The organism is Aureivirga marina (genome assembly GCF_015767265.1).
GTDB lineage: Bacteria > Bacteroidota > Bacteroidia > Flavobacteriales > Flavobacteriaceae > Aureivirga > Aureivirga marina.
Map to the genome: position 1 here is coordinate 310,154 of NZ_JADPIB010000002.1, position 21,221 is coordinate 331,374.

At 29.7% G+C, this 21,221-nt stretch carries 17 protein-coding genes and 1 other RNA gene; 3 read left to right on the forward strand and 15 right to left on the reverse strand.

The window, feature by feature from the left end; all coding sequences use genetic code 11:
* The first annotated feature begins 1 nt into the window (after nucleotide 1).
* Nucleotides 2-1,501: a TrkH family potassium uptake protein gene (locus tag I1A51_RS05540; protein ID WP_196891897.1), complete on the forward strand. Its 1,500-nt coding sequence runs from the start codon at nucleotides 2-4 to the stop codon at nucleotides 1,499-1,501.
* A 57-nt stretch (nucleotides 1,502-1,558) separates the two neighbouring features.
* Here the strand turns inward: I1A51_RS05540 and I1A51_RS05545 are convergent, their stop codons facing one another.
* The 5 genes from I1A51_RS05545 to I1A51_RS05565 form a co-directional block, all read right to left on the reverse strand.
* Nucleotides 1,559-3,079 (reverse strand): NAD(P)/FAD-dependent oxidoreductase, encoded by a 1,521-nt coding sequence (locus tag I1A51_RS05545; protein WP_196891899.1) that lies wholly within the window; start codon nucleotides 3,077-3,079, stop codon nucleotides 1,559-1,561.
* Nucleotides 3,067-4,446, reverse strand: a complete 1,380-nt coding sequence (locus I1A51_RS05550; RefSeq protein WP_196891901.1) for a radical SAM/SPASM domain-containing protein — start codon at nucleotides 4,444-4,446, stop codon at nucleotides 3,067-3,069. The genes I1A51_RS05545 and I1A51_RS05550 overlap by 13 nt, the downstream gene beginning before the upstream one ends.
* Nucleotides 4,446-6,917: a hypothetical protein gene (locus tag I1A51_RS05555; protein ID WP_196891903.1), complete on the reverse strand. Its 2,472-nt coding sequence runs from the start codon at nucleotides 6,915-6,917 to the stop codon at nucleotides 4,446-4,448. Before I1A51_RS05555 ends, I1A51_RS05550 begins: the two co-directional genes overlap by 1 nt.
* 18 nt (nucleotides 6,918-6,935) lie before the next feature.
* On the reverse strand, nucleotides 6,936-8,405 hold the full coding sequence (locus tag I1A51_RS05560) for a ferritin-like domain-containing protein (protein WP_196891905.1): 1,470 nt from the start codon (nucleotides 8,403-8,405) through the stop codon (nucleotides 6,936-6,938).
* A 230-nt stretch (nucleotides 8,406-8,635) separates the two neighbouring features.
* Nucleotides 8,636-9,856 carry an NAD(P)-dependent oxidoreductase gene (locus tag I1A51_RS05565; protein ID WP_196891907.1) on the reverse strand — a complete coding sequence of 407 codons (1,221 nt, stop codon included), beginning with the start codon at nucleotides 9,854-9,856 and terminating at the stop codon, nucleotides 8,636-8,638.
* A 109-nt stretch (nucleotides 9,857-9,965) separates the two neighbouring features.
* Between I1A51_RS05565 and ssrA the strand changes: the two genes are divergently transcribed.
* Both ssrA and I1A51_RS05575 read left to right on the forward strand, forming a co-directional pair.
* Nucleotides 9,966-10,365, forward strand: a transfer-messenger RNA (tmRNA) gene (gene ssrA / locus I1A51_RS05570).
* 60 nt (nucleotides 10,366-10,425) lie between these two features.
* Nucleotides 10,426-11,136, forward strand: coding sequence for an AAA family ATPase (locus tag I1A51_RS05575; RefSeq protein ID WP_196891909.1), 711 nt, complete (start codon nucleotides 10,426-10,428; stop codon nucleotides 11,134-11,136).
* A gap of 114 nt (nucleotides 11,137-11,250) precedes the next feature.
* Here I1A51_RS05575 and I1A51_RS05580 read toward each other — a convergent pair whose 3' ends face one another.
* From I1A51_RS05580 to I1A51_RS05625, 10 genes are all read right to left on the reverse strand, one after another.
* Nucleotides 11,251-12,396, reverse strand: a complete 1,146-nt coding sequence (locus I1A51_RS05580; protein ID WP_196891911.1) for a DUF3103 family protein — start codon at nucleotides 12,394-12,396, stop codon at nucleotides 11,251-11,253.
* Between the two features lie 271 nt (nucleotides 12,397-12,667).
* Entirely contained in the window at nucleotides 12,668-13,162 is a 495-nt protein-coding gene (locus tag I1A51_RS05585) for a DUF2165 domain-containing protein (protein ID WP_231373968.1), read from the reverse strand.
* A 306-nt stretch (nucleotides 13,163-13,468) separates the two neighbouring features.
* Nucleotides 13,469-14,236, reverse strand: a complete 768-nt coding sequence (gene trpA / locus I1A51_RS05590) for a tryptophan synthase subunit alpha (RefSeq protein ID WP_196891915.1) — start codon at nucleotides 14,234-14,236, stop codon at nucleotides 13,469-13,471.
* On the reverse strand, nucleotides 14,220-15,413 hold the full coding sequence (trpB, locus tag I1A51_RS05595; RefSeq protein WP_196891917.1) for a tryptophan synthase subunit beta: 1,194 nt from the start codon (nucleotides 15,411-15,413) through the stop codon (nucleotides 14,220-14,222). Before trpB ends, trpA begins: the two co-directional genes overlap by 17 nt.
* Complete coding sequence (locus tag I1A51_RS05600) at nucleotides 15,403-16,020, reverse strand: phosphoribosylanthranilate isomerase (protein ID WP_196891919.1); 618 nt, start codon at nucleotides 16,018-16,020, stop codon at nucleotides 15,403-15,405. The genes trpB and I1A51_RS05600 overlap by 11 nt, the downstream gene beginning before the upstream one ends.
* A 197-nt stretch (nucleotides 16,021-16,217) precedes the next feature.
* Nucleotides 16,218-17,018: an indole-3-glycerol phosphate synthase TrpC gene (gene trpC / locus I1A51_RS05605; RefSeq protein WP_196891921.1), complete on the reverse strand. Its 801-nt coding sequence runs from the start codon at nucleotides 17,016-17,018 to the stop codon at nucleotides 16,218-16,220.
* A 6-nt stretch (nucleotides 17,019-17,024) separates the two neighbouring features.
* Entirely contained in the window at nucleotides 17,025-18,011 is a 987-nt protein-coding gene (gene trpD / locus I1A51_RS05610; RefSeq protein WP_196891923.1) for an anthranilate phosphoribosyltransferase, read from the reverse strand.
* Between the two features lies 1 nt (nucleotide 18,012).
* Entirely contained in the window at nucleotides 18,013-18,594 is a 582-nt protein-coding gene (locus tag I1A51_RS05615) for an anthranilate synthase component II (protein WP_196891925.1), read from the reverse strand.
* Between the two features lie 11 nt (nucleotides 18,595-18,605).
* A complete protein-coding gene (locus I1A51_RS05620; protein ID WP_196891926.1) occupies nucleotides 18,606-19,997 on the reverse strand; it encodes an anthranilate synthase component I family protein in 1,392 nt (463 codons plus the stop codon).
* A gap of 366 nt (nucleotides 19,998-20,363) precedes the next feature.
* A complete protein-coding gene (locus I1A51_RS05625) occupies nucleotides 20,364-21,044 on the reverse strand; it encodes a cell division ATP-binding protein FtsE (RefSeq protein WP_196891928.1) in 681 nt (226 codons plus the stop codon).
* Nucleotides 21,045-21,221: the final 177 nt, after the last annotated feature.

Here is a 21,221-nt window from a genome sequence, read left to right on the forward strand (position 1 = left end):
GATGAACAGAATTAACTATAAAATCGTAACTAGCTTTTTAGGAATGACTTCTATATTAAATGGATTTTTCATGCTTTTAGCTGTTCCATTTAGTATATATTATGGTGAAAAAGCCTATCAAGGAATTCTTTTAGCAGGATTATTTACTATTGCTATCGGTTTTTCTATGTGGTTTTTTAATAGAAATGCTAAGAAAAATTTACATAAAAGAGATGGTTATATCATTGTAACTTTAGGTTGGTTAATGTTGAGTTTAACAGGAACTTTACCTTATCTCTTTACTGGTGGAATTCCAAGTTTTACGGATGCTTTCTTCGAAACAATTTCTGGATACTCCACCACAGGTTCCTCCATTTTAAGTGATATTGAAGCAATGCCAAAAGGTTTACTTTTCTGGCGAAGCGCAACACATTGGATTGGCGGAATGGGAATTATTGTTCTTACTGTCGCAATTTTACCTCTTTTAGGAATTGGTGGAATGCAGCTTTTTATGGCAGAAGCTCCTGGACCTTCTGCGGATAAAATGCATCCAAGAATTACGGAAACTGCTAAAAGACTTTGGTTAATTTACTTAAGTTTTACTTTAGCGGAATTCTTACTTTTAAAAGTTGCTGGAATGACTTGGTTTGACGCAATAAATCATGCGATGGCAACCATGAGTACAGGAGGTTTCTCTACAAAAAATTCAAGTGTTGCTTATTACAATGGACAACCTTTAATTCAATATATCATTACGATTTTTATGTTTATTGCTGGAGCAAATTTTATGTTAAGTTATTTTGCAATAAAAGGTAAAATCAAACGTGTAATTCAAAATGAAGAATTTAAATATTATTTCTTCGGAATTTTATTAGTTACAACTGTAATTTCTGGTTTAATTATCTTTTTCCAAGATCCAAACTTACAAACAAGTGTAAACCATCCAAAACCTTTTGGAAGTGCAGAAAGTGCTTTTAGACACTCTCTATTTCAAGTAACTTCTGTTCTTACAACAACTGGTTTCGTTTCTGCTGACTTTACAATGTGGAATTCTTTCGCAACAATGATTATGTTTTCTTTATTTTTCATTGGTGGTTCTGCTGGTTCTACAAGTGGAGGTGTGAAAATCGTTCGTCATATTGTGATGATTAAAAATAGTATTTTAGAATTCAAAAAATTATTACATCCAAATGCTGTAATTCCCGTAAGATATGACGGAAAAGGTGTGCAAAGAAATATCGTTTTCAACATCCTTTCTTTCTTTATTCTTTATATGCTGATTTTTATTTTAAGTTCTGTTTTACTTTCCTTTTTAGGATTGGACTTTTTATCAGCAATTGGAGCAGCAGCTTCTTCATTAGGAAATATTGGGCCTGCAATCGGAAGTGTAAGTCCTGTTGACAGTTTTGCTCATTTATCAGATTCTGCAAAATGGTTTTGCTCTTTCTTAATGTTAATTGGAAGGCTAGAATTATTCACCGTTTTAATTCTCTTAACTCCTTTCTTTTGGAAGAAAAATTAATTTTTAAAAATATATTTTATAAAAAAGACCTCGAGAAATCAAGGTCTTTTTTTATGTTTAGAATGAAGAAAGTTGTTTTTGGTTTCGAATTAAACTTTCTTTTGAAATAAATAATAATTTCCATTTTAATAATGTAAAAACAATCCTAACAGCAAATTCAAATCGGATTTCTGTTGAAATTTTATATATAAATTCACCTATTGTTTTTTGATGCTTACTTTCTTCTAAAAGTTTTACAATTTCTAAATGATGTAAAAAAACTTTTTCTTCATTTTGAATCAAAACTCCTTTTTTCACTTTGATTAAATCATCTTCAATACATAAAATATCTTGGATATTAATTGTTGGATTTAGCTCAAATTCTAAATTCCATAACAATTCTATTTGATGTTTTGGAACAAATTCAATCACTTCTAATTTTTCTTCTGAAGTTTCTCTTTTTAATTCTTTATAAAAACATTTTTCAAAATCAGAAATATCCTTTTCACTATTTATATCTAAAATATTTTTCTTTTTATTTTTCCAAAACAATGAAGCATTTGAACACCAAGCAGAATTATAAAAAGTTTGCAACCAATCTGAATGTCTTTTATTTGTTTCAATGATTTGTTTTTCATAAAATTCTTTTGCTTTTTCTTCTTTGTATTCCTTTAAAACAGTGTGAATACAAATTGCCGTTTGCATAGAAAATCGCATTGCTTTTTCAACTCCTGAAGATGATAATGGATCTAAAGTAAAAGCTGCATCTCCAATTTTCACGAAATTTTGCTGCCAAGGATTTTCATGAATATAAGATTGAATGACACAAGAATTTAAACTGTAATCTTTGATTAATTTTTCAAATTTAGAAAACAATTTTGATTGATTTATTTCCCTTTTAAAGATAGAAATTGCTTTAGATTTATTTAATTCTTCCGACTCTAAAAACAACATCATTCGATAATTATTATTTGTCAATGGAGCTCCCCAAATCCATCCATTTTCAACAGCTTCGATTTTCATTCGATTGCAAAAAATAGAATTTTTCACGTCTTGCCACAAACATAAATGAGCTGTTCCCAACTTTATTTGCTCTTTTTGAGAAAAAGAACCTCTTCCTCTTGCATCGACAATAAATTTAGTTTCAATTTCAAATTTTTCATTATTTGAATTAAAAGAAATAAACCAATTTGTTGTTTTTTGTTCCCATTTTAAATGATTAATTGGTTGAAAAACTTTAATATTTCTTTTTCGAACTTCTTCCAATAAATCTGCATCTAATTCTTCTCTATTTACAATTATATTTTCTTGTTTTAAATTTGGTTTTCTCTCAAATATTTCCTGATTTTCCCAAATTACCTCAGCAATAGTATTTTTTAAATAATGCTCTTTTTTTAAAACATGTAAAATTTCTAAATATTCAAAAATATTCCAAATTCCAGGCGATAAAGCTTCTCCTAATTGTGGTCTTGGAAATTGTTGTTTTTCTAAAAGAATCACCTTATGTCCTAATTTTTCCAATCGTAAAGCCATTGTAATTCCAGCTGGACCTGCACCAACAATTACAACTTCAACTTTGGCTTTTTTTACTGATTCCATTCTGGAACTAATCTTTGAATTCTTTCAAAAGATTGTATCGTAAAATACAACCAACTTCGAATATAATCACAAGAAACTCTACCTTTTTCCATCACTTCATGATGACAACCTCCACCACATAAATATTTCGCCCAACATTCTGTACAAGGTGTTTGTTGATGCACATGCCTATCCGACAACCATTTTTCTTGCAATTCCGTGTTAATTCCTGTAGAAATATTTCCCAATTTTGCATTTTCATCATTTACAAAACGATGGCAAGCATACATCTCTCCATTCGCTGAAACTCCCATATAACCAGCTCCTGCTCCACACGGATAAGGTCGATGCGTTTGTTTTTCAATTTCCTTATAAGCATTTATCATGTTTAAAAAAGGATATCTTTTTCCTCTTAAAACTGCACGTTCAAATTGAAGCCCACAAGCAATCATTTCTTTCAGCATAATTGACAAATCCTCTTTTGTCATTTCATTTTCATCATTTATTGCATTTAATAATGGAGAAAAACCAACACTATGAAAACCCATTCCAATTAATTCATCTAACGTTTTTGGAAGATTCAAATTTTTAGGAGTCACTGTAACTCGTGCAGAAATTTGCATTTCTTTTTGTGCAATTAAATATGGTTTAATATTTTCTATAATTTGATTATAGGTTCCTTTTCCGTTTTTTAAAGGACGAAGTTTATCATGCTCTTCTCCTATCCCATCAATACTTACAGTTATTGAAAATTTATATTTTTCAAAAAAAGTAATATCTTCTTCTTTTAATAAAGTTCCATTCGTCGTTAAAGAAAATTGAATAGCAATATCTTTTGATTTCGCTTTTAAAGAAGCATATTCTGTTAAAATTTGAATCTCTTTTTTATTTAATAAAGGTTCTCCTCCTAAAAAAGTAACTTGAACTTTTTCTCCTTTTTTTCTTGGATTTAATAGATAATCAATCGATTCTAAACCTGTTTGCAAATCCATTTTTTGATTAGTTTCTCCAAAGTTTCCTTGTTCTGCATAACAATAAGTACAACCCATATTACATTTTTGAACAATTGCTAAAGAAATAGCATGAAGTGGCGGATTTTCTATTGGTTTATTATTAATAACAGGTCGTGTATCAATTCCAATATTATTTAAATGAAACAATAATTCTGTATCATTTTTTTGAGAAATCACACTTTGTAAAAGTTGTTTTTCTCTTTTTGAAATTTCTACAAATCGACTTCCATTAGATAAAAAAGCAAATTGTTTTTTACCACTATGAATTAACTTAATATGAGAAGAATTCGGTTTGGAAGCTTTTCCTATTTCAAAAGCAAGTACTTTCGAAATTTCTTCCAAAGTACTTGCTTGTTTTTCTAAAGTAATGCTCATTATGATCTTAATTCTTTCGTTCTAATTATTTGTAATTCATTATCAGAACTAATCGCATCAAATCCTTTTACAATAAAATTCAATTCTCCTTCCCAATTGATAAATAAATCATCATAACTCAATAACTGTGAATTCACAATATTATCAGGAATATAATGTCCTGTTCTTTTTTTTGCCATCCAAGTATCACCAGAACTTAAACCTTTACTATTTGGAAGAACATTCACAAAATCTGGTCGAGTTGCAGCCCAATAATAACAAGCACATTCACGATAATCATTTTGCCAAGGCGCACATAAACCTTGTGTTAAATCACCTGGTTCAATAATTGTGTCTGTAAACGCTGCACTATTTCCTTCAAAAATTTTATTTACTTCTAATTCTACAACTTTTAAAGGAAGTGGAGTATCTACTAAATGACTCGGAATTTTTTCATCTTTTACAAAAGAAATTGTATTTAAAAGCACTATAGATTCCATCGGAACTTTTTCTTTCTTATGCTTCTTTTTCTTTGCTTCATATGCTTTATCAGCCTCAGCGAGCATTTCTTCTGTAACAACAACTTCTTCAGGTGATTCTTTTGCTGTAAAATAACATTTCACTTTTTTTCCTTGATTTTGAAGCATTGCAGCCATATTATTTGACCATTCCATAAAAGAAACACCATTCGGATTATCTTTTGTAATTAAAGGAATACTTGGTCCATTCGGCATTGTAGGACCATAAGTTGGAACCATTGTTGGTTTTCCTTCTATTCCCACTAATCTATGATGGATTAAACTTCTAAACTCTTCATCTGCATCTAAAACATAATTATTATTTTCAATTAATAAAATTCCTTTTAAAGCTCTTCTCCAAAGATTTCTAAAATCAAATTCTAAACCTGGAAAACAATTTGAAATAGCCGTTTTAGATAAAATTGTCAAAGGATTTCCTTTTCCTCTATAATTTAATTGTTTTCTAAAATCCGCAGCATCTATTCCATTTGGATCTACATCCATTAAATGTATTTTTGCTTCATCAAACATGGATTGAGAAGCAGCTTTTAAAATTGTATGAATTTGGCGATATGTTAAACAAAGTGCTCTTCCATCTGCTCCACGCATCATTCCAGGCATTCTTCTTCTTTCTTCATTAGATAAATCACCAATTTTTGTCGGCTTACGTAGTGCATCTTCAAACCAAGGAGCAGCATTTGTACTAATTCCATTGAACACTCTTTCATGCAAAAGACGAAGTGCTAAATTATCTACAATAGACGTTGCCATAATTGGCTCAAAAAGTCTTCCGAAATCATTCGTATCTTGACGAACCATTGTACTTGCAACATTCACTCTTCCTTCAAAAGGATTTCCGTTCATGATAGCCGTATTCATCAATCGAACAGTTTCCAAAGCTCTACGAATAATTTCTTCTGCTTCTTCTATTGGAACTGATTTTTCAGCAACATCTGGTCCTAACAATATTTGTTCTAATTCATCTGAAACCACACGGATTGGCAACGTATCTGGGGCAAAAAATGGTGGTCCTGCACTTACATGAGCTCTAGCTGATAAAGTTTCTTCTGTTTCATTTTCTATAGTTATAGAAATAAATCCATCACATTCGTCATCAACATATCCCCAACTCACATGATAATCAATTCCATCTTCTTCCATATCATAACCAGCAAAAATTTGTGCAGGATTTGTATATGTAGGATCTGGAACACTTCCTTCTCTATACCCTCTCCAAGTTCCTTTATTTGGATCATACAATAAAAAATCATGTTTATTTGCAGCCCAAACAGGATCCATTTCTGATTTTCCTTCTTTATTTATAATTCGATTCCTACTTGCTCCATAAACTCTTCCATGAGCTGGCGTATAACGAAAACGAATTTCAGGATATTCTTCTGTAGGTTTTATAAACTGAACCTTTCCTAAAGGAAGTTTATTTATAATTCCTTCCACAGGATTTGCATCCGTGAAAAAGTTCTCACATTCTCCTTCTAGCGCCATTTCTTCATGCGAACAATTAATTTCTTTTGTTGCATAAATTCTATCTTTAGGATCATTTGTTCTTCTATAAATTTTGATATTACCCATATCCACTTTCCAAGTAATATCTTCTAATTTATATCCACTTTGTTCTAATAAATCTTTAGTCAAAGGTTTTAATTTCGTAGGTTCATCTTCCGTAATTGCAAAAACTTCCAAAAACGGTGCAACTGGAAAAATCTTTCCTTCTCTTGATTCTAAATTATCTACATCTTTGAATTTAATAACATGTGTATCTTCTCCTTCAAATGGAATCTCACTTAATTCTCCAGTAACCTTATCTACAAGAAAAGAAGGTTTTGGAATAATCTTTCTAAAATCTAAAGGTTTTTCTGGACTTACATCCAAATCATATGCTTCTAAAGGAAGTTCAGCAGAACCAAGTCTACCAATTGCAATTGGAGGCAGAACTCTAATTTCTAAAATTTTCATAATGTTTGACGAATGGATTTAATAATTGGTTGGAACTAAAGTGATTTTATCAGCTAATTCATATAATTTTCTATCTGCTTCTTTTAAAGAATTTAGATATTTATGATTTGAAGGATCAGAAATCTTCAATAAATGTTCAATAGTTTTCAAAGAAGCTTCAATTGTATCTTGATGAATCCTCCATCTATTTTTTTCACCAAATGGCAATGTTAAAGTATAAGGAATCAAAAAAGGAGGTCCAGCCATTTTTCCATTTGGAACTGCTGGATCTAATGGAATTTTCACTAAAACATTTGAAATACTTCTTAAATTATACATTTCTCCAAAAGTTGCATTAACAATTGCTCCTCTTGGTGTAAATGCTCCCGTATTATTCAATCCATCATCTAATAAAAAACTATGAGATAAAAAGTTTAATAACATTCTATATCGAATATTAAATAAATTTGCCCAAGCTTTTCCAACTGGATTTTTAATTAAATCCGTTTCTAAATCTCTTTCTGCATTTACTGGATCATCTGAAGGATTTTCTTGATAAATAATTGGATTTGTTGCAACATTTCTTGCTGGTTCAAAATCTGGGTTTTCTTTCTTCTTTCTAAACAATTCTACATAAATCCCTAAAAATCGCTCAAAATGTGATAATTCATCATCAATTGGCGAAGTATCTTCTCCTTGTTCTGCAATTGCTTCTACTGCTTCAATTGCATCATCTCGAGATGCAAGTGGCATTACTAAAACATCTGGTGTTCCTCTTGGTGCTCCATTTTCATCATTTCCTTTTGCTCCCCCTCGATATCCTCTTCCCCATTCATCAAACTTTGCTTGGAAAGCATATGTTTTTGGTTGAAAAATAGAATCTGGAATTTGATCTTCATCTCTTAATAGTCGTAAGATTTTATCAAATAAAAGCGCAATAGGCTCTCCATGATCATTCATTTTGATTATTGCTCTAATTTCGTCTTTAATCTCTTTCATTTCTTCATTTTCTGCTGGACTATCTAACCAACCTACAGGAGATTCTGCAAATACATATTTTGCTAAAGATTCTTTTGAAAAAGGTTCTAAAGCAAATTCAAAAGGAAAAAATGGAGAATCCCATGGATAATCTTGTCTTCCCATATTTAAAGGAGCTCCAATTAGTCTTAAAACATTTTGTACAGAGATAAAATGTCCCATTTCTTCTTTGGCAATTCCTAAAATAACTTCTTGCCATTTTTTTACAAGTTCTCTGTCTTCTTCTGGAACTTGTGATCCTCCTAAACTATAAGCTGAATACAAATATTGAATCATTAAACTATGTTCCAATTCTGCATCGATATAGAGAAGAAAACTTAACCAATCTTTTGCATTAAATTCTGGTGGAATTACAACTTTTTCATGTTCTGTTGGCTCTTGTTGAAGACCTCTTAACAAGATTCTCTTTCGAAGATTTTGTGGAGCTTCATCTAAAATAAAAGATAAATGCCTTTGAAAGTTTAATTGCATAGAATACGTTTTTGATTTTTTAATTAAACAATGTTAACCTGTTGATTTTTAACAAATTAAATTTAACAAATTTTAACATTTATAAATCAGAAAAATCTAAATTAGAATCATTATATATTACTGATTATCAATCAAATAATAAAATTATAAACGTATCTTATATATTCTTTTTCATATAAAAAAAAGCTCTCCTATTTTAAGAGAGCTTTTTTTATTTTATTTATATTTTTTTAAATCAAAACCTCATGTCCGTTCCCATCAACATAATCTTGAAGATAAGCATATCTTTTTGTTAGTTTTTTATCAGAAGTCATCAAAGCTCTATATAAAATCCCTGATTCATCATTATCAAAAAATGCAGGAATTACATGTTCTGCAAAAGAATCTCCAAATCCTTCTGAAGCATCTGCAGGAAGCTCACATGGTAGATTATCAACAGCCATTACAGCCATTACATTTTCTTTTGTAAAATCATCTTCAGTTTCTGTAATCGGATTGTAACCATAAACAGGATCTGCAATAGTTGATGGCTTAATTGTACAAGCAACTGGCCCGTCAATATCACAACTGATATCTGCAACAACTTTTATATTAAAATCATGATCTTTTGCGTCTTCTCTAGTAAATATAAATGGCGCATCATCTGCATAAAAATGTCCAGCGATAAACATATCAGATTTTTCAGCAAAACGCATAAAACTACTTTCGTAATCTTTTGGATTTTTATAGAAATCTTGTACTGGAAGAACATCTCCATCTTTACGTTTATTATAATCCAATGAATCTAATTGTACATAAACTGGTTCTTCAAACGTTTCTAATAAATATGCATCTAAATCAACTTCACGCATTCCCATTCCATCAAGCATTTCTTTTGCTCCAGAAGCAACACGACCTTTTCCAGTTAAAACAACTTTAATTGGAGGTAAAGAAATATTTTTTAATTCTTGAATTAAAGCTTCTTGGTTTGGTAAATTCTCTGCTTTTGGCATATCGAATGTTCCAAATTTTAATCCCCAAGCTCTAAAACCATTATAAGCTCCTACGATTCCAGCATATCTTCCAAATGCAACAACTCTTTGTTCTCTTTGATTTGTTAGAACCTCATGATCGTATAAATTGATATTTTTCTCTAAAATAGCTTGTAATAACTCTCTGTTATAAGGCTGCTTTTTAATTGTATGAGAAAAGAAAAAATACTTTTTATTAGGAATTAATGCATCGATTGGAACTTCTTTCACTCCAAGCATTACATCACAATCAGAAACATCTGTTGTAACTTTAATTCCTTCTTTTTCATAAGCTTCATCACTAAAAACTCTGATATCAGAACTTTCAACCACGATTTCTAAATCTTTGTATTTCTCCAAAAGTTCTTTACATTTTTTTGGTGAAAATACAACTCTTCTGTCTGGTGGGTTTTTGCGTTCTTTAATTATTGCAATTTTCATATTTACTAACTAATCTGATTTATCTTTGCGAAGATATTTAGATTAAATTCAATTAACAAGTGATATTGTTAACAATTTTTTTATTACATTTGCATCCCATTAGTTTTAAGGGGACGACTGGTTTTGACAGCGAGGTCAGTCGATATGTAAGCATGTCGAGACAGGAAACAATTCTCGTAAATCTTGGTTTCAAAAAAGTAAACGGAGACAACACTTTCTCTTTAGCTGCTTAATCGTCTGAATCACAGTAGGACTCAAGCCTAGTCACATTAGATGTGAAAGCTAAATGTCTCGGAAAAGCGTTTGTTAATCGCGTTTCTAATAGAGGCACCGTAAAAGTTAACATAGGAAAAATAGTGTTTCGATATTTTTCCGAAATCTTAAGAAACTAAGAATAATGTGGGCGGTTTTTGGTCAGCATTATTACGAAAACTAAACAAGAACTAAGCATGTAGAAAGCGTTGAGATTGCTTGTTTGGACGAGGGTTCGATTCCCTCCGTCTCCACTGAAAAGCCCTAAACTTGATTCAAAAGTTTAGGGCTTTTTATAATTTTAATCTCTTTTTAATATGGTAAATGAATTATACATCATTGATAGAAGTAAAGTTCAGTTAAATGAAATTTCTTTTAGTGAAGATTTAAAACAAGAAATGGATGTTCTTTTGAAAGAATTTGAACATTTAGAAACTTTAAATAAATTTAATTTACCAATTAATAATAAAATTATTCTTCACGGAAAAACAGGTTGTGGTAAAACAATGACTGCAAAAGCAATTGCAAATCATTTAAACAAAAAACTTTATATCGTAAACTTAGGAAGTATTGTTTCTGCTAAACTTGGTGAAACAGCAAAAAATATCACACATTTATTTAAAAGAGCAGAACGAGAAAAAGCTGTTTTATTTTTTGATGAATTTGATTCTTTAGGAAAGATTCGTGATTATGATAATTCCGATAGTGGAGAAATGAAACGTGTTGTAAATTCTATTTTACAATTGATTGATTATTTACCAACTACATCGATTTTAATTGCAGCTACAAACCAAATTCATGTAATTGATAAAGCTTTATTAAGACGATTTGATATGAAATTAGAATATAAATCACCTAATAAAGAAGAGCTAGAAATTTATTATGCAAAAGAATTAGAAAAATATCCAAATCAATATAATTCTATTTCAAAAATCTTTGATATTTCCTACGCAGAAGCTAAAATTCATCTTCAAAAAGAAGTGAAAAAAAATATTTTAGAAACATTAGAGTATTCTTCTGTTTTATAAAGAAATTGTTTGAAAAATTTAATTGACTTATTTTTAAATAATTTCATTATAAAAAAAGCAGAAATCAAATGATTTCTGCTTTATAAACTACTCAATAAAAACTAATCCCCAAAATTAATTTTGATTAATTGTTAAAGGTTCAAAATCAGCCTTTGCATTTACTGCAGCTCCTGGGTGATTTGTATAAGTTTCTCCTTTTTCGATAGTTAAAAATGAATCTACATAATCGTCATCATTTGTATACCAACTATCTGGAAGTGCTTGTAAAATAGCAGTTCCAAGAGAACCTAAGGCACCAACCCATGGCTGATCTGATAAAGAATCAGCGATATCTGTCACTTGTGAAGCAACATCTGTAACCACGTCTTTATAATTTCTTCTATCATCTTGCTCGAATATCTGAATATTTGCAGCTTCAAATTGATAATCATCCCAATACAACATAATTTGATGTGGTTGATAAGCAACTCCAGCATAATCCAAATAAATCATTGGGATTATATTCAGCTCAGGAGAATTGTCTTCATCCTTAATTCCAGAAGTAATTGCATACATTTCTGCGGCACCTAAAATCCAAGGTTCTTTGTCATCTTGTAAAGTAATTTTTGTCATTTTAGTAACATCAATACTTTGCAATTCAGAATTTCTAAATTCTTTGTGTCTAGCTTGAAGTCCAGTAGTTTGTAACCCCCTTTGTTGTAACAAAGAGTTCATTGCATCTGTTTTTAATTTTAATGCTTCAAAACCATTATTCTCAAAAATAATAATTGGTGAGTTTGGTTTTTCTTTTCCGTCTAAATAGACAGATTTCCCATTAATATCAAAAACTTTTACATCAGATAATTTTTGTTCATCCAAGTTTTCTGGTGCAAAAGCAAATAGCAACGAAGAATTATCTACATAATTCTCTGGATTTAGCATCCAAACTTCCGTAGCTTTTATTCTGTTTGTTCTTTGCGTAGCGGCAATTTTATCTAAGTAATTTCTTAAAAAGTCATTTTCAGAACTAGCAACATCTATATCTGTAAACATTGTTTCAAACAACAAAGGCGTTACACTTTCTTGTAAGTTATTTACAATTCTAGAACTGTTTTGTTCTTGTTTAAAAACTTTAATGAAATTTTGGATAAATTGGTCTTCAGAAGATAAAGACTCTACTACGTGAAGATTTTGTTCAGAAGAAAAGCTGTCTTGCTTCTCACATGATACAGAAGCCAAAGCTAACGATACTCCTGTAACGATCGGTAATAAATTTTTCATGTTAAACATTTTTTAGTTTTCATAATTCGTAACAAACTTATCGAATTAATACTTTATTACCTTCTATTAATAAAATTTTAACATTTAAAAATTACAATTTTAACATATACGTTATTTATAAAACTTTAATAAATTAATCTTTTTCATATTAATTATTTACAAATCAATCACTTTTACTAAATATTATCAAATTTAAGAGTTGAAAATTAAATATTAATATTTACAAAATTTTAAGTTTTTAAATAAATGTTTAAAAAATGAATTTTTAGAATTAATCATCTTTTAAGCTAACAAAAATTAATGCTAATAACATTAAAATCGCAAAATCTTCTCCTGCTCTTTTTGCATTAAATGAATTTGATAAATAAGATAGAAACCATTCTCCACCTATAGTTATAAACACAAAAAACCATTGAAAGACGGAAAGTGTAATTCCTATCAAAGCAGTTTTTTTAGATTGATTAAAAACTAAAGCAGGTTTTTTGACATTTCTATACATTTTAATTCCTCCTAAAAAAGTAAAAACAAAAATTAATGTTTCAATAAAAACAATTAGTGCATAAAATATTTTAACAACTAAATCAGAAGGAATATGTCTCCAACATTGACTTTGAACAAATTTTGGCAAAGAATCCATATAAACAATATGTTTGATATAGTTATAGTTTGCTTCCACAAAAAGACAGTTGTTTATAAGCACAAATAAGAAATAAAAAGAGATTAAAAAAACGATTATAATTCTAATATACCTCACAACACCAACCATAATTTAATTATTTGATTTACTGATAATTAAGTTACTGATTTTATCTAGATTTTAAAAAAAATTATTATCTTTAATCTCGGTAGGAGCCCTCCTACCCTCTTTTTCATAGCAATTTTTTCCCCACTCAATTGAGTGGGGTTTTTTTTCTACAAAACCTTTATTTCAAAGTCTTAAATCGTTAAATATTCTAAATTTATGTTGCTTATCTAAAATTAATCTATATATTTGCTCCATGGTAGGAGCCCTCCTACCCTCTTTTTCATAGCAATTTTTCCCCGCTCAATAGAGTGGGGTTTTAATTATCCACTAATTTGTAAAATTCCAATTCGAAATTTCTTTTAAATAATCCTTTGATTCTGAAATCATTTTGATAAAAGCACTTCCGATAATTGCACCATTTGCATATTCACAAGCTGTATCAAAAGTTTCTTTATTTGAAATTCCAAAGCCAATCATTGTTGGATTTTTCAATTTCATTTCTTTAATTCTATTGAAATATGCAATTTGTTTTTCAGAAATCTCACTTTTCACTCCAGTAATAGAAGCAGAAGCAACTACATAAATAAAAGTTTCTGATAAAGCATCAATTTTTCGAATTCGCTCTTCTGAAGTTTGTGGAGTAATCAGAAAAACACTTTGAATTCCATATTTTTCAAATTTCTCTTTATAAAAATTCTCATATTCAAAAATTGGTAAATCTGGTAAAATCATCGTTTCAATCCCACTAGCTTTACATCTTTCACAGAATTTATCCACTCCATATTTTAAAACTTGATTTAAATATCCCATCAAAACCATTGGAATTGAAATTTCGTCTTTCGCTTTTTCTAGCTGAAAAAACAAAATATCTAGATTCATTCCATTTTCTAAAGCTATTTTACTACTATTTTGAATTGTTTCTCCATCTGCCATCGGATCTGAATAAGGCATTCCAACTTCCACAAAATCTATTTTTTCTTTTTCTAAAGTTTTTAAAATCGGAATTGTACTATCTAAAGATGGAAATCCAGCAGTAAAAAACAACGAAGAAATTCTATTTTTTTTCTCTTTGAATATTTTATTTAGCTTGTTCATGTTCTAAGTATTTTTGATAAGTTGCCAAATCTTTATCTCCTCTTCCCGATAAATTTAAAACCACAACATCATCTTTTTTGAAATTAATTTTTGATAAAACTGCCAAAGCATGTGCCGATTCCAAAGCAGGAATAATTCCTTCCAACCTTGTCAATTCTAAAGCAGCTTCTAAAGCTTCTGTATCTGTTGCATTTAAAAAAGTCGCTCTTTTAGATTGAAATAAATGTGCATGTAAAGGACCAACACCTGGATAATCCAAACCTGCTGAAATGGAATAAGGTTCGATTACTTGTCCAAATTCATCTTGCATCAATAAAGTTTTACTTCCATGTAAAATTCCCATATCTCCAATTTGAGATGTTGCAGCTGTTTCCTTTGTTTCTATACCTTTTCCAGCAGCTTCTACAGCAATTAATTCTACATTTTTATTTTCTAAAAAATGATAAAAAGCTCCAGCAGCATTACTTCCCCCACCAACGCAAGCAATTATTTTCGTTGGAAATTCCGTTCCTGTTTTTTCTAATAATTGCGCTTTAATTTCTTCGCTTATTACCGATTGTAATTTCGCTACCATATCAGGATACGGATGTGGTCCAACTACAGAACCTATCAAATAATAAGTATCTTCTGGATTTCCAATCCAATCACGAATTGCTTCATTTGTTGCATCTTTTAATGTTTGACTTCCACTTTTTGCAGGAATTACAGTAGCTCCCAACATTTTCATTCGTGCAACATTTGGTGCTTGTCTTTCAATATCTACAGCTCCCATATAAACCACACATTCCAAATTCATCAAAGCACAAACCGTTGCAGTTGCCACACCATGTTGTCCAGCTCCAGTTTCAGCAATAATTCGTTTTTTACCCAAATGTTTTGCTATCAAAATCTGCCCAATGGTATTATTGATTTTATGCGCTCCTGTATGATTCAAATCTTCTCTTTTCAGATAAATCGGAACATGATATTTTTCTGACAATCGCTTTGCAAAATACAATGGCGTTGGTCTTCCAACATAATCTTTCAAAAGTTGAATATATTTTTTTTGAAAAGTCTCTGAACTAATAATTCGCTCATAATTCAAAGCTAATTCTTCTATATTAGGATATAAAAGTTCAGGAATAAAAGCTCCTCCAAACTCTCCATAATATCCATTTTTATCTACTTTATATTTCATTTTTTAGTTGCGTCTTAAATTGTCTGATTTTCGTAATATTCTTGTATGCTGCCGAAGTTTCAAATCCGCTATTGATATCGATTCCCATAAATTTGTCATGTTGAAAATCTTTTAAATTTGAAACATCATTTGGTTCTATTCCTCCACTTAAAAGAAAAGGACGAATTCCTGTATAATTTTGAAGCAAATCCCAATTAAATTTTGTTCCATTTCCTCCATATTCCAGACCTTTAGTATCAAAAATGAAGAAAGAACAATAAGGTGTATAAGGTATTGTAGTTTGAAAGTCGAAAGTTGAATCCACAGAAAAAGCTTTAATAATCGAAATATTTTTCTTCATCAAATTAAAACACAATTCCGTTGTTTCATTTCCATGTAATTGCACAAAATCAAGATTATATTCATTTACTTTTTGCTCAATTTCCATTTCTGTAGCATTGACAAAAACTCCAACTTTTTTCACATTTTCAGGAAACGTAATTTTTGGATTTTCAACTACAAATCTTTTCGATTTTTCATAAAAAATATAACCAACATAATTTGGCTTTTCATCCAGCAATGCATTAATATTCATTGCATCTCTCATTCCACACACTTTAATTTTCATTTTATTTCGATTTACTTAATTATACTTTTATTCAACTCAAAAACAACAACTTAAAACTTAATTCCTTTTAAAATAAAAGATATAAAGTCTCTAACCTCACTTTTTTAGTGACGTTTTCTTTTTGTTTTTTAAAAGTTTTTGCTATTTGATTTCTTCTACTCCCTCCATAACGGAGGGAGAAATTTAGAAGTTTTTATTTAGGGTTTGGTAGGATATAATTCTGTGATAAATTCTTGACAAGACAATCCAGGATTATCTGTACTCATAAAATGTTCTCCCATCAAAAACCCTCGGAATCCTACTTTTTGTAAATTTCTAATGGTATGAATATCACTAATTCCACTTTCAGAAACTTTTACACAAGAAGCAGGAATCATTTCAGACAAACGAAGTGAATTATCAACAGAAACTGCAAAAGATTTTAAATCACGATTATTCACACCGATGATTTTATTTGACAATTCTAGTTTATCTAAATCTCTTTCATCATGAACTTCATACAGAACTTCCAAACCAAGATCTTCTGCAAGTTTTCCATAATGTTTTAATTCTTCTTTATTTAAAATTGAAGCGATTAATAAAATTGCATCCGCACCAATTGCTTTCGCTTCTACAATTTGAAAAGCATCAACGATAAAATCTTTTCTCAAAATTGGAATGATATTATTTTCCACTCTTGCAAGCATAATATCCATCATATTTCCACCAAAAAAAGCAGTATCTGTCAAGATTGATTGTGCAGCAACTCCAGCTTTTAAATAACCTTTTGTCACATCTGCAATGGTAGATTCTGAATTTATAATTCCTTTTGAAGGTGATTTTCTTTTATATTCTGCAATAATTCCTGTTCCTCCTACACGAGTTAAAGCTTCATTTAGAGAAATTGTTTTTCTTTTAAAATTCGGACTTTCAATCAGTTTTTTTAAAGGAACTTCTTCTTTGATTTTCTCAACTTCTTGCTTTTTATATGCTACAATTTTATCTAAAATATTTTCCATTTTGTCTTATATAATTTTGTCTAACGTATGTTTTGCTTTTAAACCAAATAACGAAGATTCGGCTTGTTCATAAGCTTGTTCAAAATTAAGCTTTTCATTCATTGTTTGAATTGCAAAAGCAGCATTTGTTAACACAACTTCATTTTGCTCTTTTGTTCCATTTCCATCTAAAATAGTTGTAAATATTTTCGCAGAACTTTCTACAGAATTTCCACCAAAAATTGCTTCTGGTTCAATCGTTTTTTTCTCGAAAAATTCTGGTTTTAATAATTGTTCTTTTTCTTTAGAAATAATTTTAAAATCACCTGTCAAAGAAATTTCATCATAACCATCTAAACTGTGAACAATTGTATATTTTTTATTTTCTTTTTGTTGAAAAACATAATTATAAGCTCTTGCAACTTCCAGATTGAAAACTCCAACCATTTGATGTGTTGGTTGACTTGGATTTACTAATGGTCCAAGAATATTAAAAAACGTTTTTAATCCTAATTCTTTACGAATTGGCGCAACAGCCTTCATCGCAGGATGAAAAAGAGGCGCGTGTAAAAAACAAATATTTGCTTCTTCCAATTGTCTCTTTAAGATAGAAGAATCTGTTGTAAATTCATAACCAAGATACGCCAACAAATTCGATGATCCACAAAACGAAGAAACTCCATAATTTCCATGTTTTGCAACTTTATATCCAGCTCCAGCAACGATGAAAGAAGTTAAAGTCGAAATATTAAACGTATTTTTTCCATCTCCTCCAGTTCCGCATAAATCAATCGTTTCATAATCAGATAAATCAACTTTTATAGCCAATTCTAACAAAGCTTCTTGAAAACCAATTAATTCATCAACAGAAATTGGACGCATCAAGAAAACTGTCATAAAAGCAGCAATTTGCGAAGGATTGTATTGATTATTTGCTATAGCAATCAGAACTTCTTTTGCTTCTTTTTTGTTTAAAGTTTTATGTTCAAAAAGTGCATTTAAAATTGCTTTCATCTTAATTCATTTTAGTATGTTCGATAAAGTTTTTCACCATCTGTGTTCCTTCAGGAGTCAACACAGATTCTGGATGAAATTGTACAGCACTAATATTAAATTCTTTATGTCGAATTGCCATAATTCCATCCGCTTCATCTATTGCAGTAATTTCCAATTCATCTGGGAAATTTTCTCTACTTGCAATCCAAGAATGGTATCGAGCAGCTTCAAAAATTTGTGGAATATTTTGAAAAACAATAGAATCATCTTTCACAACTTTCATCGGAGTAGAAACACCATGAAAAACTTCATTCATATTGATTATTTTCCCACCAAAAACTTCTGTAATCGCTTGTAATCCTAAACAAACTCCAAAAATTGGTTTCTTTCCAGCATATTCTTTAATCACAGCTTTTAAAATTCCAGCTTCTTCTGGAATTCCAGGTCCTGGCGAAAGAATAATCATATCATATGCAGCTATTTCTGCTAAAGAAATTTCATCATTTCTAAAAACATTTGGCAATTCTCCTGTAATTTTTTCCACCATGTGAACCAAATTATAAGTGAATGAATCGTAGTTATCTATAATTATAATTTTCATTTTTTCTTCTTTTAAATTGTTTCTGCCAAATACAATGCTTTTTTCAAAGCTGCTAGCTTATGATTTACTTCTTGTAATTCTTTTTCTTCTTCCGAATGAATCACAACTCCAGCTCCAGCTTGGTAATAAAGCGAATTATTTTTACTTACAAATGAGCGAATTGCGATTGCCAAATTTACATCATCATTTAAACCTATAAAACCAATTCCACCACCATAAAAACCACGTTGTTGATTCTCATATTTATTGATTAATTCCATGGCTTTATATTTTGGAGCTCCGCTTAGAGTTCCAGCTGGAAAAGTTCCACCAATCATCTGAATCGAATCATCTTTTAACTTTCCTTCCACAGAAGAAACCAAATGAATCACATGACTAAAAAACTGAATTTCTTTGAAAACTTCTACATTTACATTGGTCGCATGGCGACTTAAATCATTTCTAGCCAAATCTACCAACATCACATGTTCTGCATTTTCTTTTTCATCTTGAGAAAGTTCTACAGCTAGTTTTCTATCTTCTTCATCATTTCCAGTTCTTTTAAAAGTTCCAGCAATTGGATGCATGATTGCTTTTTTATCTTTAATTTTCAATTGTGCTTCTGGAGAAGAACCCATTAATTTAAAACTTCCATAATCAAAATAAAAAAGATACGGAGAAGGATTTATTGAACGAAGAGCACGATAAACATTAAAATCATCACCAGAAAAATCTTGTTTAAATTGACGAGAAACCACCATTTGAAACACATCTCCACGCTGGCAATGTGCTTTAGCGTTAGTCACATAATTTTTAAATTCTTCATTTGTGCAATTAGAAGATTCTCCACCAACAGTTTGAAAACTATAATTTGTTAAAGAAGAAGAAACCAGATATTTTTTAATTTCTTCAATTCTAGAATTTTCATTTTCAGGTTTGTTTTCAAGAATGTATAATTCATTTTTGAAATGATTTATAGCAATGATAAATCTAAAAAAGCTGAATTGAAGTGTTGGAATTTCAGAACTTGGTTTTGGATTTGTGAATTTTAATTTTTCAAAATATTGTACAGATTCGAAAGTCATATAACCATAAAACCCATTAAATTTTTCTGTGTTTTTTGTTTGCTCAACTTCAATATTTCTTTTAAAATTCTCAAAAACTTCTGAAAAATTATTCTCAATAGTTTTCTCTTCTACTATTTCATTGTAATAAGAAAAACTTGCATTTTTCTCTTCTGCTTTAATTGTCAACATTGGTTCTACACATAAAAAAGAAAAACTGTTTTCTTTAGAATGATAATCTGAACTTTCTAGCAAAAGACTATTTGCGAATTTGTCGCGAATCTTCAAATACAAGCTTACTGGAGTGATTGTATCTGAAAGATATTTTTCCGAAATGGTTTCAAATTTAAATTTTCTCATGGTTTTATTGCACAAAAAAAGGGCTTATCGTGAAGATAAGCCCTTTGTATATATTTTTTAAAATAGTATATAGCGTTACTCCTCACTTATTTTGATAAGAGAGTTTTGCCACCAGATAATATTTTGTAAATTCAACATTTGATTATTTTTCTTTTGTAAAAATTATACTTCGAAATATGGTTACAAATGTATAACAGATTTTTTAAAATCAAAATCAAAAATAGAAACAAAACGATTTTTTAACATTTATAAACTATATTTCTACTTATTAAAAATCAATAATAGGCATCTAAAAATCAGTGATTTTTATATAAATAATTCACTTAAAAAATAAAAGTGTTAAAATTAAATTTTAAGAAATCTATTTTAAGATTCTTGATTAATTTCAAACAATTTTCCTGCTTCAACTTTATAAGTTTTATGTGGATATTTCACAATTAAACCAAAATCATGAGTAGCCATAACCACTGTTTTTCCACTTAAATAAATTTGTTGTAAAAGCTCAATCACCTCAGCAGAAGTAATTGGATCTAAATTTCCAGTTGGTTCATCAGCAAGAATAATTTCAGGATCATTTAACAAAGCACGAGCAATTGCAACTCTTTGTTGTTCCCCTCCAGAAAGTTCATAAGGCATTTTATGAGATTTATTTTTCATTCCAACTTTCTCTAGAACTTGTTCTGCTTTTGCAATCATTTCGCGTTTTCGTTTCCACCCAGTTGCTTTTAAAACAAAAAGCAAGTTTTTCATTACAGAGCGATCATTTAATAACTTGAAATCTTGAAAAACGATTCCAATTCTTCTTCTCAAATTCGGAATATCTTTTTCTTTCAAAGTACTTAAATCGAAACTTACTATTTCGCCTTTTCCTTCTAATAGTTCTAAATCTCCATAAAGTAATTTCATCAAACTACTTTTTCCGCTTCCTGTTTTTCCTATTAAATAAATAAATTCTCCTTTGTGTAATTCTAAATTTACATCGGATAAAACAAGGTTATCATTTTGATAAATGAAGGCATCTTTTAAAGACAAAACATTATTTTTCATATCGTACTTTCCTTTACTACAAACTTACATATTACTTGAAAAAATCAAAGTTTTTCATTGACAATTTACATTAAAATTTACAAGAATTTACCTCATTGAAATATTCATAATATTTAACACTAAGATTAAATAATAAGAAACAAAAATTATAAAACGAAAATTATAATATAAAATATT

Excerpts from the sequence above, each read along its gene's own strand:
- I1A51_RS05540 (WP_196891897.1), top strand. The coding sequence starts at position 2 with ATGAACAGAATTAACTATAAAATCGTAACTAGCTTTTTAGGAATGACT.
- I1A51_RS05545 (WP_196891899.1), bottom strand. The coding sequence starts at position 3,079 with ATGGAATCAGTAAAAAAAGCCAAAGTTGAAGTTGTAATTGTTGGTGCA.
- I1A51_RS05550 (WP_196891901.1), bottom strand. The coding sequence starts at position 4,446 with ATGAGCATTACTTTAGAAAAACAAGCAAGTACTTTGGAAGAAATTTCG.
- I1A51_RS05555 (WP_196891903.1), bottom strand. The coding sequence starts at position 6,917 with ATGAAAATTTTAGAAATTAGAGTTCTGCCTCCAATTGCAATTGGTAGA.
- I1A51_RS05560 (WP_196891905.1), bottom strand. The coding sequence starts at position 8,405 with ATGCAATTAAACTTTCAAAGGCATTTATCTTTTATTTTAGATGAAGCT.
- I1A51_RS05565 (WP_196891907.1), bottom strand. The coding sequence starts at position 9,856 with ATGAAAATTGCAATAATTAAAGAACGCAAAAACCCACCAGACAGAAGA.
- I1A51_RS05575 (WP_196891909.1), top strand. The coding sequence starts at position 10,426 with ATGGTAAATGAATTATACATCATTGATAGAAGTAAAGTTCAGTTAAAT.
- I1A51_RS05580 (WP_196891911.1), bottom strand. The coding sequence starts at position 12,396 with ATGAAAAATTTATTACCGATCGTTACAGGAGTATCGTTAGCTTTGGCT.
- I1A51_RS05585 (WP_231373968.1), bottom strand. The coding sequence starts at position 13,162 with ATGGTTGGTGTTGTGAGGTATATTAGAATTATAATCGTTTTTTTAATC.
- trpA (WP_196891915.1), bottom strand. The coding sequence starts at position 14,236 with ATGAACAAGCTAAATAAAATATTCAAAGAGAAAAAAAATAGAATTTCT.
- trpB (WP_196891917.1), bottom strand. The coding sequence starts at position 15,413 with ATGAAATATAAAGTAGATAAAAATGGATATTATGGAGAGTTTGGAGGA.
- I1A51_RS05600 (WP_196891919.1), bottom strand. The coding sequence starts at position 16,020 with ATGAAAATTAAAGTGTGTGGAATGAGAGATGCAATGAATATTAATGCA.
- trpC (WP_196891921.1), bottom strand. The coding sequence starts at position 17,018 with ATGGAAAATATTTTAGATAAAATTGTAGCATATAAAAAGCAAGAAGTT.
- trpD (WP_196891923.1), bottom strand. The coding sequence starts at position 18,011 with ATGAAAGCAATTTTAAATGCACTTTTTGAACATAAAACTTTAAACAAA.
- I1A51_RS05615 (WP_196891925.1), bottom strand. The coding sequence starts at position 18,594 with ATGAAAATTATAATTATAGATAACTACGATTCATTCACTTATAATTTG.
- I1A51_RS05620 (WP_196891926.1), bottom strand. The coding sequence starts at position 19,997 with ATGAGAAAATTTAAATTTGAAACCATTTCGGAAAAATATCTTTCAGAT.
- I1A51_RS05625 (WP_196891928.1), bottom strand. The coding sequence starts at position 21,044 with ATGAAAAATAATGTTTTGTCTTTAAAAGATGCCTTCATTTATCAAAAT.